This is a genomic window from Nostoc sp. CALU 546, assembly GCF_048836525.1.
Window position 1 is genome coordinate 1 of the sequence record NZ_JAWJTF010000060.1, and the last position, 14,633, is coordinate 14,633.

Genomic DNA, 14,633 nt, shown 5'->3' on the forward strand with positions numbered 1-14,633 from the left:
AAAATTCTTCTCTCGCCACAGTGGAATCGTTCTGTCAGCCAATAAAACTAAACCTGTCAAGAACAAAACTGAACTGGAGCTAGAAGTAAAAGAAGCTAACGAGGGCGGTAGCGACGGTATTATCAACGGTGGTCACACAGTTTTAGCATTTGAGCAAGCTAAAAATTACAAATATGATTTAACCGAAGCTAGGGTAAAAGTTACGATCCACATCGGACTGACTGAAGAATCAGCCAAAGACATAGCCCTGGCTTCAAATACTACAACGCCAGTAGATTCTCGCTCCAAAGTCAACGCCAGGGGTGATTACAAATTCATCAAGCAGTACTTAGCCCAGCTAGAACAGAAAGAAGATAGAAAATTCCGCATCGCTTATTATCAAAACCAAAGCGGCGCTCCCAGAAACGCTCAGTGCAATGTCACCCATTTGCTCAAGCTCCTTTACTGCCTCGACAGAAATAAATACAACCCCGACGGCAATAAACGAACCAAACACCCAGCAGGGATGAGTCTTCCAAGTAACATCACAGATGCAGAAAGGGAAAGATTAACCGCCTTACTGCCTCTCTTGACTCATGCTCTGTGGATAGAGCAAAGACTGTACGAAATAATCCAAGAATATATCAGCAACCCCAGAAGAAAGGGTGCCAACGATTTAGCATCAATTGATATACGTAAAACGACGCTATTGCCTGATAGCAAATACTCTTTCGGGTTTGGTGCGCCAACTGACCTCGCGCTACCGATAATTGCATCGTATCGCGTATTTTTGGACAAAGACTATAAATGGATTCTGCCGTTTAACGAATTCGCCGAAGATTTCCTGCAACACTTGTGGACTAACTACTTCCGTAAGTATTTGGTGTCGGAAAAAACAGCAGGCAATACAGTCGGCACAAAAATCAGCCGCAATCAAGAGATTTGGGAAAGTCTGTATATCTCGGCGCAGAGTTATCTAAATCAGCACTTGATGCAAATGGTTAACTCCAATAAGTCAGAAGAACCGAAGGTTACAGAAGGTGCAAACAAGAGGACAAAAAGGAAAAGCAATGCGACTACTGTGCCTAAATAAATAGCTTTTTACTGTTCGATTTAGTTCATTAAGGTTAAACGTTGTAGGGGCTTAAGTGCCAGCCTGTAGCTCAAGTAGTACTGCAATGATCTCCATCGGCTCTACACGTTTTGTAAAGTCTGGATCAACAAAGGCATAAGCAACTTTACCATCTGGAGCAATTACTAGGTAGCTGGTATTGGCAATTCAAAAGTCTCATCTCCGTTGGCAGCTAAAAGATCAGCACCTAACCCTTGGATGATTGGACGCAACGATTCAGGTATTTGGTAAACGATACCAAAGTTACGTGCCACTTGATTGCCAACATCGCTTAAAACGTCAAAATCTAAGCTACTGTCTTGTGCTGTTTACATCGAATAATAATCTGGTATCTGTGGCAAAATAGCCACCAAAGAAGCACCAAGAGCTTGAATTTCTGGCAAAACATCCTGCAACGCTTTCAACTCTAAGTTGCAAAATCGACACCATGTTCCTCGAAAGAAGCTGATGACTACTGGCCCAGTTACCAACAACTGCTTGAGTTCAACTGCATTGCCGCTCACGTTTGGTAAAGTAAAATCTTTGACGCGATCGCCTAAATTTAAGCTGTTCTTAAGAATTTCCGATTGTCTAAGTTCTTCAGTCGCTTGAACAATGGCAGCTAACTTGTCTTTAGGCACTTGCCAAGAATAAATCAGCCCAGCCGTCGCTTTCGCCTTGAGGGCGAAAGCGCCTAAATCTCTCGGTTTTGCCAAAAATATTATTGATACGGTGAAGCAGCGCGGTCTTGGGGGTTTCCCCCATGAGCGACTGCTGAACCCCGTAGGGGCTGGGCTGATTTATTTATTGGATCTCCCTTAGGAAGATGAGCTTGAGCTTGGATAACCAAGTTAGTCAATTCTTGAGCAAGGTTCATTAGGGCTTCCTCAATTAGTTACTAATAGTGGATTACACCTGAATTCAATATATACACACAAATCGCAACAAGGGGTACAGGTATCATTGGAAAAGGAAATTTTGATACCTTTACTTTTTACCCGTTCCCCTTTTACCTTCTTAGCTTTGTCAGGAAACAAAGCAAAAAAGTTATATCAGCCTTAGCTAGAAACCCTTAGTAAAATTAAGAAATATTATGTTTAGGTAAAGATTCTGTAAAAAATGTAACTTCATCTATCTAAAGGGGTAAATTAAAAATAGTTAAAAAAACTTTATAACCAATGCTTAAAAGTCTCAATTTCTGAATATTTTGACCTCAAAAACTATTTAGTGTTTAAGTAGCTGTAATAAATGCTAATAATTTATCTTTTGATAAATTATTAGATTTTTAGAAAAAGCACCCAACTTTTATATTCAATAGTAAAAATAAAATCATCTGTTTTTTTCCTATTTGATAGGGTTAGATAATTTCTGTGTTATAGCTTTTTAGAAAGCTCAAATATAGGGTTGAATCTATTTGGTAATTTATCAAACTGTTATAGCTTTTTAGAAAGCTCAAATATAGGGTTGAATCTATTTGGTAATTTATCAAACTTGAAAAACTTTATTGACTTGAATGTGTACGAAAATCAGTATACGCCAAATAATCCTACTAAAAAGCCGATTTTATTAAATGAAGAATACATAAGGGGGTGTAGCTATACGAGTAAAAATTCGTTGCCAGAGGTGAAAGCTTCAGATAACCCGCTAAAAATAGACTGGGAGCAGATACTTTATTCGTTAACGGAACTTAGCCCGTTTCCGATTGGAATTGTATGTCTGAAAAGCGAACAAATTCTCTTTAAAAACGAATTGCTAGCGCCTTTTTTTGGAATTGATTCAAGCCAAACAATCGACAGGATTATCCCTGATTTTTATGCTCAACCCGGTTTATGGACTCAATTAGTTAACAAGCTTAAAAATGGCAACCTCATCAATAGTTATGCCGTAGAAGTCAAAAAAACCAACGGTGATACTTTTAAGGCACAAATTTCAGCTAAGGTTGTTAATTACGAAGACAAACTGGCGGCACTATTCATATTTACGAATAATACTGAGCATTTAAAAACCCAGCAGGAGAATTTATTATTAACAAATACTGTAGAACCGCTAAAAGATGTCATTGACTTCACGCACAGCCAGCCAAACTTGGTAGATGTTAACTCTTCGATTGTAAGCACTACAGACGACAATCTGAGCATCCAAACAGTTGAAACTGTCTCAAGATTAAAAGAGCCACAAGTAGATTTACATCTGATGGAACGTGCGATTGCTGCTAGTAGTAATGGGATTATTTTGACAGATCCCAATCAACCAGATAATCCGATCATTTATGTTAATCCAGCATTTGAGTCGATCACAGGCTACTGTGCTAGTGAAGTTATTGGACGAAACTGCCGCTTTTTGCAAGGAAACGATTCAGAGCAATTAGCTCTTCAGGAATTGCGTAATGCAATTCAAGAACGAAGAGAATGTCATGTCATTTTACGGAATTACCGTAAGGATAATCTACCGTTTTGGCATGAACTCTACTTAGCTCCAGTGTTTGACAATTCTGGCTATTTGACTAATTTTATTGGTATCCAAACTGATATTACTCACCATCTAGAAGCTCTTGAAGCATTACGAAAGCAAGAAGAACAGTATCGCCGCATTGTACAAACAGCAACTGAAGGAATTTGGGTACTCGATAGAGACAATCGTACTACTTTTGTCAACCAACAGATGGCAACAATGTTGGGTTACACCATTGAAGAGATGATGGGTGCAACGCTGTTTTCTTTTATGGATTCTGAAGGGTTGGAGATTGCCAATGCTTACCTTTTGCGTCGTCATCAAGGGATTCACGAAGCACATGATTTCAAATTTCGCTGTCAGGATGGTTCAGACCTCTGGGCAATTATTTCTTGTGCCCCGTTATTAGACGACCAGGGAAATTATGCTGGAGCCTTGGGGATGGTTACTAACATCACTGATCGGAAACGAGCAGAAGCTGCACTGCAAGAAAGCAAACAACGTTTGGATGGAATTTTATGTTCTCTTGAAGATGTGATTTGGTCAATTTCTGCTGATACTTTTGAAACCCTTTATCTCAACCCCTCTGCCCTGAAAGTTTATGGTTATTCAGTATCAGAATTTTTTGAGAACTCTAATCTTTGGTTTGAAGTCATTCACCCAGAAGATCAGCAACTAGTTTATGCTGCCATTCAACCATTATTCTTAACTGACAAGCAAGAACTAGAATACCGAATTGTCAGACCAGATGGGCAGGTACGGTGGCTGTTGAACCGAAGCCATTTAATTTATGACGCTTGTGGTCAGCCGATTCGTATCGATGGAATTGCAACAGATATCACTGAACGCAAACTTCTTGAAGAAAAGTTAGTTCATAATGCTTTTTATGATGCTCTGACTGGACTGCCCAATCGGATTTTATTTATAAACAAGCTAGAACAAGCCATTACAGAGATAAAAAGTAATCCAGATAATTTATTTGCTGTCCTATTCCTTGACCTAGATCGTTTCAAAGTCGTTAACGATAGCTTAGGACACTTAGTTGGCGACCAACTATTGGTAACACTTGCTCAACGTTTACAACAGTGCCTCCAGCCTGGCGATACTGTTGCTCGCTTAGGTGGAGACGAATTTACCATTTTACTTTCCCATATTCAAAGTATTGAAGATGCCACACACATCGCAGAACATATACATCAGGCATTAAAGTCGCCCTTCAACTTGTGCGGATATGAAGTATTTATGACTGCTAGCATTGGCATTGCTTTAGGTACAAAGAAATATGCTCAACCTGCGGATTTACTTCGAGATGCTGACACTGCTCTTTACCGTGCTAAAGAGCAGAGTCAAACTGGGCATATAGTATTTGATACCACTATGTATCATCGGGCAGTAACGCTGTTGCAGTTAGAGACTGACTTGCGCTGGGCAATTGAACGACAGGAGTTGTGCCTTTACTACCAGCCAATTATTTGTATGAAAACAGGTACAATTACAGGATTTGAAGCGCTCGTTCGCTGGCAACATCCAGAACGTGGACTCATTTCTCCAGCCGAGTTTATTCCTATAGCAGAAGAAACTGGACTGATTATCCCAATTGGTCAATGGGTACTAACTGAGTCTTGTCAGCAATTGCGGCAGTGGCAACTACAATTTCCTGCCATCAAGCCCTTGACCGTGAATGTTAACCTTTCTGGTAAACAGTTTTCTCAACCTGATCTAATTGAACAAATCAGCCAAATTCTCGAAGATACTAGTCTTAACCCTAGCAACTTAAAGCTAGAAATCACAGAAACTGCAATTATTGCCTCTCCTGAAAAGGCGACCTCCGTCCTTAAGCAACTTAAGGCTTTTGGTTTGCAATTATGTATTGATGATTTTGGGACAGGTTATTCATCTCTAGCTTATTTGCATAATTTTCCCATTGATGTTCTCAAGATTGACCGCTCTTTTGTCAATCGAATTGATAGCGATACTGAACAATTCGCTATTGTTCGGGCTATTGTTACTTTAGCTGATAACTTAGGAATGAGTGTCGTTGCTGAAGGGGTAGAAACAATTGACCAATTAGTACAACTTAAATTGTTACAATGCCAACAAGCACAAGGTTACTTCTTTTCAAAGCCCTTGGCTCAAGAACAAGCAAAAATTTTACTAGCTTCTGAGCAATCTTTTTTCAGCGTATAAAAGCATACAATTAACTCAGAGAAAATAAATGCTAGTATTCAGAAGAAAGACTTGCTCCTGATTGGAATCTGGATCTGAAACTCTGTTCCCTGAAGTGGTTGTGTAATACACTTTAACTGACCACCATGCTTGTCTACAATTTGATAACAAATTGACATTCCTAAACCTGTACCTGAACCAACAGGTTTAGTTGTAAAGAAAGGGTCAAAGACTTTTTGTTTGACTTTTTCTGTCATCCCACAGCCATTGTCAATAACTCGAATCATTACTTGACTACTATCTAAAACTTCAGTAACAATGCGGATTTGAGGATTGTGATTTGTTGATTGTTTATTTCCAGTTGTTATAATATTGCTCTCTGGTAACGGGCAACCGACAATTGACTCTCTCAAAGTATCAATGGCATTAGTCAGAAGGTTCATAAATACCTGATTAAGCTGTCCTGGATAGCAATATACTTGAGGGAGTTCACCATATTCTTTAATAACTTCAATGTCTGGATGTTCTCCTTGACCTTTTAATTGATTCCCTAAAATTAAGAGAGTACTATTAATACCTTCGTGAAGATCAACTCTTTTTATCTCGGCTTCATCTAGCCGCGAAAAGTTCCGTAACGATAGAACAATTTCGCAGATGCGTTCAGCTCCTATTTTTATTGAAGATAATATTTTTGGTAAATCTTCTCTAACAAAATCGAATTCTATCGTCTCAGCTAAAATTTTAATTTCTGATAGGGTTTGTGGGTAGCATTCTTGATAAAGTGAGATTAATTTAAACAAGTTATCAGTATATTCATTGGCAATACTAATATTGCCATAAATGAAACTAACAGGGTTGTTAATTTCATGGGCAATGCCTGCGACTAACCGCCCTAAAGAAGACATTTTTTCAGTTTGAATAAGTTGAGTTTGCGTATCTGCAAGTTCTTTGAGAGTATTTTTTAGTTGACTGTTAGCTACTTCTAATTGTGCTGGACTTGGCAAAGCTAACGCCTGGGGAATTATTGGCACTAATGTGAAAGCTGTATAAACTGATATCAAAGCAGTCAAAGCTTTTATAAAACCAGATAGCCAATAAGTTGGATGCCAAAGCGTCCAAATTTCCATTACATGGGTTGTACCACAAAAGATAATGAAAGCTCCAAATAATAAAAGTATTGATTTAAAAGGCAAATCCTCACGCTTGCGGACAAAGTAAACAAGGGCGATGGGGATAGAGAAATAGGCAAGGGCAATTAAAGAATCTGATATAATATGTAGCCACACTAACCCTGTCTTCCAAAGGTAACAATGTCCATGTGGAATAAATAAGCTATCTGTAAAAATTTTTTGTAATAATTCCAGCATATTTTAATTTTGTCTAATAAATTTCCGAAAACATTAACAACAAATTATATATTCTAAATATAAAAATGTCTCTTATAGTAAAAGAAAAAGCAGTAAATACTTTAATTATTGCTAGTACCCAGTATTCTAAAAGAATGGAGCTAGCTTCTTGCAATACTCCTAATGGCTTTTATATATAAATTAATCTGCTCTGTAAAACTTACATAGAGATGGGATTTTCTCTTTTTTTCTAACCTTAATCCCTGCAAGTAAATTTATTAGCATTGCCTATGTTAATTTGAGATAATGCAATTTCGACATGCTGATTTTGCTCAGGGTTAGCGCTTTATCTGCCTTTATAATCAAATCTGAAGTTGAGGACTTCCAAGTAGGGATAATAGTTGCCACTCCCAGACTCATGGTGACATACTGATTGATGGCAGACCCGTCATGAACAATTTGTAAATCTCTGACTTGAGCTTGCAGGCTATTGCCAACATGAACTGCACTAACCTGATCAGTATTCGGTAAAATTAGAGAAAATTCTTCCCCGCCATAACACGCTACTAAATCTTGAGCTTTTTGGGCTTGGTATTTTAAGGCAATAGCTACCTTTTGTAAGCCCTAGCTATCTAATTGGTATTTTAGGGCTTGAGACTCAAGCAGAGAGAGAATTTCTGTATGTTGATTGACCAAACCTTGTATTGCGGTAATTGGATCATGGTGAAGGCGATGTTTGCGTTGGCGAGGAACTTCTGCCAAAGCTAATTTACGACGTTGAATTTTATACTCAGTTATAGGTACTTGTTGAATTTGTTCCAATAACTGTTTTTCAGTTTCAGCGACAAAGATAACTTGATATTGTCCAAAATCACGCAATTCGACGGTGGATTTGCGCCCACTGATTCGCCGTTGATGGCGACGTAAATTACTGAACAAAGACTCGATGTTGAGATTGTCTGCTGGCAAGCCAGGGATATCATAGCAGTGCAATAAGTTAGTTCCGTATTTATCCCACAGTTTCTGTAACTTTTTCTTTAAGGTAAACTGTGCCGGATTTTGTTGATGATCAGGCATAAACTGTTGTAATAACTCTTCCATCTCGCGCCGAACCTGAAAGCTCGTTAAGGGTGAACTATTAGTTTGAGTAATATCGATTACATTATCTGCGCTACGTTTGGAGTATTCAGGATAGCGCAAACAATCAGCTATTTGTCGCAACCACTTGTGCGCTTCTGCCAAATCCAACGCTACGGAAAGATTGTTGCTTAAAGCAAGGTCCACCCATACTGACAACAGAGATAAATAATCTGTGTCAATTTCTCGACATGGTAAACTACGTAATATTGCACCTATGGCTTCTAGTTGTTGGTAGCCGCTTAAGCCACCCCACTGAAAAGGTTTGCGACTTGTGCGATTGATACAATCTCGAATTGCCGCACGAATTTGGGCTTCAACGGCCACTAGCTCTGCGTCTCGTGACAAATAGGGGATTGCTGAAAAAGGGGGGTAGTATCTGACTGCTGTTCGGAACTTGGGTCTTGAGGTCTTTCTGAATTCTCTGGGACTTTTGGCAGTCTACCTAAATCTGTTTTTAATTGTTGTCGGAGCTTTGTATCTAATGACAGCACAGATTCACTCAAATTACTCAGGAAGTGTGCCTGACAACGTTGATGTGGTGCATCTGGCCAACTCGAATTCATTGCCGTGATGATTGCTGATTCCCCATCTGACAAGGTTGCCAGCACTTTATACGGTAACTTCTGATATGGTTGCAGCCACTCAATTAACCGTTGTGATTGTGCCTGTGGTAACTGAATTCCACTTACTGCTGTACCGCTTAATACTTCATATAATACGTATAACAGAGTCCCGTGACCCTCTGGCTGTAAGGCATCTATTGCCCTACATCTTGCCACCATGTTCAACGGCTGTAGCAGCTAATTTCTCCTGGGTATGCGCTATTGCTCCACCCAACAGTGCCAGAAATTGACGATATAGCTTCCCTACATTACTCTCGTTAATTTCTACACCACGCTGGTTTAATTTTCGTTGAATTTCAACTAACTGTTGATGCTCATGTTCATGTTGCCAACCGATAAATGCCAGCACATCTAGCCCGTAAGTGCTTTGAGGTAAACTATATTTTAGTACACCATAGGCTAAGTAGTGTTGACCAAAATATTCACATTCAGCGTTGGCACATTCTTTCCCTTTACCTGCTATAAACACTGCTCCGCTTAAGGTTTGAATGGTTTTCCGCATATGCCAAGATGGAAGGTTAACTAATTTTGTGTCGCAATGTATACATGAATTTAGCTCACATTTCACAATTATTCGTTTGGCATCCGGGAAATGTCTTTGCGGGCGGTGGCTAGGTAACTTTACTATCACGGAGGAATGTCTGCTGGTAGGTGTTTTTCAGTTTACCTGCAAACAACACCAATTAGATAGCTAGGGTTTGTAAGCAGGTATCTCCCAGAGAATGACCATATTTATCGTTAGAAGATTTAAAAAATTCGATAAGTTTTGGGGCGTTAGGCGATGATTTTGACAAAAAATATTGTGATGCCGCAATCTTCGGCATGAGTTTCTCTTGATGCCGACCGAAATTAGAGTAACTTCAGGCTGAGGCTGGTGGCGATTTAGCAATCAAGAGTTCTTTTTTACTCTGCTTTAACTGTTTCCAAAATGCCTGAATTTGGTTGTAAATATCTTTTGGGTCACTAACTTACTGTTTGAGCTAAAAATACGTAATTACCCGGAGATTAAGTTTAAATAGAATTTGACTGATGAACTAGGACGTATTTACTGTTTACAAAACCAATTTTGGCTTTATTTGGGCTTAATTTTTGTTTAAGTTCCGTGAAGTCACAACTACTTTTGGGAATTATAAACTGGACAACCTTTGTTGAGGGTTACTGGCCTTCAGCTATCTGCACGGAGACAAGAAATGCAGCAAACTACGACAAGGCAGCAATTCCTACCCAAGCTGGATCGTCCATTTATAATAGCAGCCCTGACCATTCCTATTGTTCACCTCGGACTTGGATACATAGGTTTATCCATGACATTTGTCGGTGGTGCGTCAGCATTTTGGCCTTCATTCGGTGTGTTTTTAGCAGCAATGTTATTGGTAGGCTATCGGGTCTGGCCCATCATATTTTTGAGTGATTTTATTGTTAGTTATATTTTCTTTTTTAAGAACAATCTTTTAATTAGTAGTATCATTTCGGCTATCAACTTAATTACTCCTTTCGTAGCAACTTTTTTAATTCATAAGTTTATCAAGCGTCGCCATTTTTTAGAGCGATCGCAAGATGTTTTTAAATTTATGGTTCTGACTATACCCAGCCCCCTAATCAGTTCCATCTTGGCTGCACTAACGCTTTGTATTAGTGGTATTGCACCTTGGTCAATATTTAGTAACATTTGTCGAACTTGGCTGACATCAGACAGCACAGGTATTTTAATTGTTACACCTTTAGTGCTGGCATGGTTGCAAAAATCTCCATCGCCGAGAAGCTTCCATCGGCGACAAATTATCGAACTTGCATTTGTTTTATTGTCAATGATGGCGATTGTTCGGGTCGCTTTTTCAGGGGGATACCCAATTGAATACATGATCATTCCGCCATTAATTTGGACGGCATTTCGATTTGAAGCGCGGATATCGACTCTAGCTGTACTTATTATGTCAGCAATCGCGGTTTTTGGTACTGTTAAAGGCTTTGGTTCGTTTGCTAAACAACTCTCACCTAATGAATCACTTATCTTGTTGCAATCATTCATTTGTGTAATTGCTATCACTACCTTTGTGATCTCTGCGGTAACTAGTGAAAACCAAAGATCAGCAATTATACTGCGGCAAACCAATGATGAACTAGAGCGACGAGTTGAAGAACGAACTGCCCAACTCAACGAAGCAAAAACTGTTGCCGAAGTTGCCAATCAAGCCAAAAGTGAATTTCTCGCCAACATGAGCCACGAATTACGAACTCCACTAAATGGCATCCTCGGTTATACTCAAATTTTACAACGGACTGAAACCTTGTCCGACAAAGGATACAAAGGAATTGAAATTATCCATCAATGCGGCTTTCATCTATTAACTTTAATTAATGACGTGCTGGATTTGTCTAAAATCGAAGCCCGCAAAATGGAGTTGCATCCCATCGATTTCCATTTTCCTTCGTTTCTGGAAGGAGTAGTCGAAATCTGTCGGATTAAAGCTGATCAAAAAGTTATTTCCTTCACGTATCAGCCCAACTCTCAACTCCCAGTTGGTATCCACGCGGATGAGAAAAGACTGCGGCAAGTTCTGATTAATCTTTTGGGTAACGCAGTCAAGTTTACAGATAAAGGAGGGGTGACTTTAAAAGTAAACGTTATTAATCATTCGTCCAGGGTCAGTAGTCAAGAAACACAAGAAATAACTAATTATAAAATTCGTTTTCAAGTAGAAGATACAGGGGTTGGGATGACATCGATGCAATTGCAGAAAATCTTCCTTCCCTTTGAGCAAGCAGGAGACATCAAACGACAATCTGAAGGAACAGGTTTGGGATTAGCTATTAGTCAAAAAATTGTTTACCTCATGGGTAGTGCTTTGGAAGTTGAAAGTCAAATTGGTCAAGGTAGTATTTTCTGGTTTGAAGTAGAGTTACCAGAAGCAAAACAATGGGCTGCAAGTTCCAGAGTAATGCAACAAGGAGCTATTACAGGCTATCAAGGCAAAAAACGCAGTATTTTAGTAGTAGATGACAAGTGGGAAAACCGTTCGGTAATCCTTAATTTATTAGAACCAATTGGATTTGAGTTAATAGAAGCTAGTAATGGACAAGAGGGGATTGATCGGGCTGTTACATCTCAACCTGACTTGATCGTTACTGATTTAGTTATGCCTATAATGGATGGCTTTGGGCTGATTCGGTATATCAAGCAATCTGCTCAGTTAAAAAACGTAGCAATCATTGCTTCTTCTGCAAGTGTGTTTGACAGTGATCAAAATCGGAGTTTAGATGTTGGAGCGGATGCTTTCTTATCTAAACCTGTTGTAGCTGAAACTTTACTGGAATTACTGCAATTAAAATTAAATTTGGTATGGATTTATGCACCAGAATCAGAAGTTGATTCAAAATGCAATCAAACTCATATTCAGTCAGATTCTCAGAATCCCTTTTTACCTTCGATTGAGATTTTGACTAACTTGTATGAGTTAGCAAAAGATGGCAATCTTGATGAAATATTGCATGAAGCCAATAATTTAAAGAGTAATCATCCTGTTTATTTTGATTTCGCTCAACAAGTAATCCAACTTGCCGAAAATTTCCAAATCAAGAAATTGCGAGAGGCATTAAATCAATGGATAAACCAGTCCAAATAAACTGTAAATATCCTTAATAAGATTTTTCGTCTTGTTAATTCATTTTATAAAAAATATTTGATAATCATGAAAAACTCTGATTTTGTTTTAATTGTTGATGATAATCCAACAAATTTGTCAGTACTATCACAAGCGCTAAAAAGTGCAGGTTTCGCAGTTAGAGTCGCCGAAGATGGAGAAAGTGCGATTGAAATGGTGCAGCATAAACCACCTGCTCTAATTTTGTTAGATGTGCAAATGCCGGGAATAGATGGGTTTGAAACTTGCCAGAAACTTAAAGCTGATCCATTAACGCAAAACATTCCAATTATTTTTATGACAGCGTTGGCTGATACTGGAAATATGGTGAAAGGGTTTTCGTTAGGAGCCGTTGATTACATTCCCAAACCCTTTGAACAAACAGAAGTGATTGCCAGAGTGCGAATCCATTTGCAACTGAAGCAATTGACCGACAATCTTGAACAAATGGTTACAGAGCGAACGACAGCGTTACAAAAGGCACAAGTGCAACTGGTGCAACAAGAAAAGCTTTCAATGCTTGGTCAATTGGTAGCAGGTGTAGCACATGAAATGAATAATCCCATTAGCTGCATTGTTAGCAATATTCATCCTGCTCAAGAGTATATTGCTGATCTGACTCATGTCCTGCAATTATGTCAGGAAAATTATTCCCAACTACCGCCTGTCATTCAAAATGCGATCGCTCAAACAGATTTAGACTTTCTTTTAGAAGATTTACCCAATCTCCTCAATTCTATGCAGGTTAGCACAGAACGAATTAAAGAAATATCCATGTCACTGCGAAACTTTGCCCGGACTGACACATCGGTAAAGGTTAAATTTGATGTTCATGAGGGACTTGACGATACATTATTAATCCTGCGACATCGTTTTAAAGGGTTGGGACAGCGACCTGAAATTAAAGTCGTCAGAAAATACGCTTCCTTACCAAAGGTTGAGTGCTATCCAGGACAACTCAATCAAGTGTTCATGAATCTAATAGCTAATGCTGTAGATGCTTTAGAAGATGTTTGGCAGCAGGGCAAGCGAGTCAATGATTCCCTAGCAATCAACATCTTTACAGAGATGTCCAGCCCTGGATATGTAACGATTCGGATTGCCGATAATGGTATTGGCATGACAGAGGAGGTGAGGCAAGAAATTTTTAATTATCTATTTACAACAAAAACAGTTGGTAAAGGTACTGGACTGGGATTGGCGATCGCTTATCAAATTGTAGTAGAAAAGCATGGTGGAGTAATGGAGGTTAATTCCATACTCAATCAAGGAACTGAATTTGCAATTATGTTGCCTTTGTAGAACTTACATAGTTTAAGTCTCACAACCCACACCATCCCCATCTCAATCAAATCCGTAGTGGTCTGATTGATGGGGTATTCTGAAGACTAAATTCTGAATTCCGTATTCTGACTTTTTTCTATTTATTTTAAAAAGTATTCAATTTAATACTAAAGCAACCAATATTTACGAGAGACAATTTACTTGTCTCTCGTACTTTTCTAGAATTAGTAATTACATCTGCTTTCTCAACTTACTTCTCAACAGAGGCACAGCCGCTACTAAAAATGCGATCGCGCTTGTAGATTCAGGTACTTCAACGACTTTTGCATCAATTCGTGCAGTTCCACCTACCTGACCTAGCAAGCTAGAGTCGCCAAGTATACTAGCAAAATCGGAAGTAAACAGTAATTTAACGTCAGCGATAGTTAAATTTTTGCCATCAAATTCCATATTGCCTGGAGCGCTCAAATCAAACAAAATTTTATTCAGAGAAACTGTGTCTTTTAAAAAAAGCCCACTGGCATTGTTGATAGCACGTGTCGGATCATAGCCAACAGAAAAGTTTCCAATAGTAATTTCTTTATTGAATGTAACAGTACCAGTGTGTTGGATTGTACCTGAAAGCTGAGAAAACCCGCCCACGTCGCTGAATGTAAAATTGGTAGTTGGGGATATACCAAAGCCAACTATAAAATCACTGTTAATTGGCGTAACTGTATTATTGCTGCCTGTCAAATTTAGACCGATATTGCTAAGAAAACTCAGATCATGATAAACGCTAGTGGCTCCAGACTGTATTTGATATTTTGCAGCTTCTGCCTGTAGAGGCGCAATTGATACAAAAGCTGCTGTCGTATAACCAAAAATTGATGCCCACTGATAAAAACTCATA

15 protein-coding genes are annotated in these 14,633 nt (G+C 38.9%); 4 read left to right on the forward strand and 11 right to left on the reverse strand.

Annotated features, from left to right (window positions below):
* A partial coding sequence (locus RRG12_RS25510) for an AIPR family protein (protein ID WP_420761087.1) occupies nt 1–1,072 on the forward strand: 1,072 nt, incomplete at its 5' end.
* Between the two features lie 164 nt (nt 1,073–1,236).
* Here RRG12_RS25510 and RRG12_RS25515 read toward each other — a convergent pair.
* From RRG12_RS25515 to RRG12_RS25525, 3 genes are read right to left on the reverse strand one after another with little or no spacing between them, the layout of a single operon-like run.
* Nucleotides 1,237–1,365, reverse strand: coding sequence for a hypothetical protein (locus RRG12_RS25515; protein ID WP_420761088.1), 129 nt, complete (start codon nt 1,363–1,365; stop codon nt 1,237–1,239).
* 54 nt (nt 1,366–1,419) lie between these two features.
* Entirely contained in the window at nt 1,420–1,806 is a 387-nt protein-coding gene (locus RRG12_RS25520; protein WP_420761089.1) for a redoxin domain-containing protein, read from the reverse strand.
* 5 nt (nt 1,807–1,811) lie between these two features.
* A complete protein-coding gene (locus tag RRG12_RS25525; RefSeq protein WP_420761090.1) occupies nt 1,812–1,967 on the reverse strand; it encodes a hypothetical protein in 156 nt (51 codons plus the stop codon).
* Nucleotides 1,968–2,581: 614 nt separating this feature from the next.
* Here RRG12_RS25525 and RRG12_RS25530 point away from each other — a divergent pair.
* A complete protein-coding gene (locus RRG12_RS25530) occupies nt 2,582–5,728 on the forward strand; it encodes an EAL domain-containing protein (RefSeq protein ID WP_420761091.1) in 3,147 nt (1,048 codons plus the stop codon).
* A 38-nt stretch (nt 5,729–5,766) separates the two neighbouring features.
* Here RRG12_RS25530 and RRG12_RS25535 read toward each other — a convergent pair whose 3' ends face one another.
* The 7 genes from RRG12_RS25535 to RRG12_RS25565 form a co-directional block, all read right to left on the reverse strand.
* Complete coding sequence (locus RRG12_RS25535; RefSeq protein WP_420761092.1) at nt 5,767–7,074, reverse strand: sensor histidine kinase; 1,308 nt, start codon at nt 7,072–7,074, stop codon at nt 5,767–5,769.
* 267 nt (nt 7,075–7,341) lie between these two features.
* Complete coding sequence (locus RRG12_RS25540; protein ID WP_420761134.1) at nt 7,342–7,659, reverse strand: GGDEF domain-containing protein; 318 nt, start codon at nt 7,657–7,659, stop codon at nt 7,342–7,344.
* 18 nt (nt 7,660–7,677) lie between these two features.
* Nucleotides 7,678–8,538, reverse strand: coding sequence for a hypothetical protein (locus RRG12_RS25545; RefSeq protein WP_420761093.1), 861 nt, complete (start codon nt 8,536–8,538; stop codon nt 7,678–7,680).
* Nucleotides 8,517–8,975: a hypothetical protein gene (locus RRG12_RS25550; protein WP_420761094.1), complete on the reverse strand. Its 459-nt coding sequence runs from the start codon at nt 8,973–8,975 to the stop codon at nt 8,517–8,519. Before RRG12_RS25550 ends, RRG12_RS25545 begins: the two co-directional genes overlap by 22 nt.
* Nucleotides 8,959–9,318, reverse strand: a complete 360-nt coding sequence (locus RRG12_RS25555) for a hypothetical protein (protein ID WP_420761095.1) — start codon at nt 9,316–9,318, stop codon at nt 8,959–8,961. Before RRG12_RS25555 ends, RRG12_RS25550 begins: the two co-directional genes overlap by 17 nt.
* Nucleotides 9,319–9,499: 181 nt before the next feature.
* On the reverse strand, nt 9,500–9,640 hold the full coding sequence (locus tag RRG12_RS25560; RefSeq protein WP_420761096.1) for a diguanylate cyclase domain-containing protein: 141 nt from the start codon (nt 9,638–9,640) through the stop codon (nt 9,500–9,502).
* A gap of 36 nt (nt 9,641–9,676) precedes the next feature.
* Complete coding sequence (locus tag RRG12_RS25565; protein ID WP_420761135.1) at nt 9,677–9,766, reverse strand: DUF7219 family protein; 90 nt, start codon at nt 9,764–9,766, stop codon at nt 9,677–9,679.
* Between the two features lie 240 nt (nt 9,767–10,006).
* On the opposite strand from RRG12_RS25565, the gene RRG12_RS25570 reads away from it, so the two are divergent.
* Both RRG12_RS25570 and RRG12_RS25575 read left to right on the forward strand, forming a co-directional pair.
* Nucleotides 10,007–12,439, forward strand: coding sequence for an MASE1 domain-containing protein (locus RRG12_RS25570; RefSeq protein ID WP_420761097.1), 2,433 nt, complete (start codon nt 10,007–10,009; stop codon nt 12,437–12,439).
* 57 nt (nt 12,440–12,496) lie between these two features.
* Entirely contained in the window at nt 12,497–13,759 is a 1,263-nt protein-coding gene (locus RRG12_RS25575) for a response regulator (RefSeq protein WP_420761098.1), read from the forward strand.
* Between the two features lie 213 nt (nt 13,760–13,972).
* On the opposite strand, the gene RRG12_RS25580 is transcribed toward RRG12_RS25575, so the two are convergent.
* Complete coding sequence (locus RRG12_RS25580; protein WP_420761099.1) at nt 13,973–14,632, reverse strand: hypothetical protein; 660 nt, start codon at nt 14,630–14,632, stop codon at nt 13,973–13,975.
* Nucleotide 14,633: the final 1 nt, after the last annotated feature.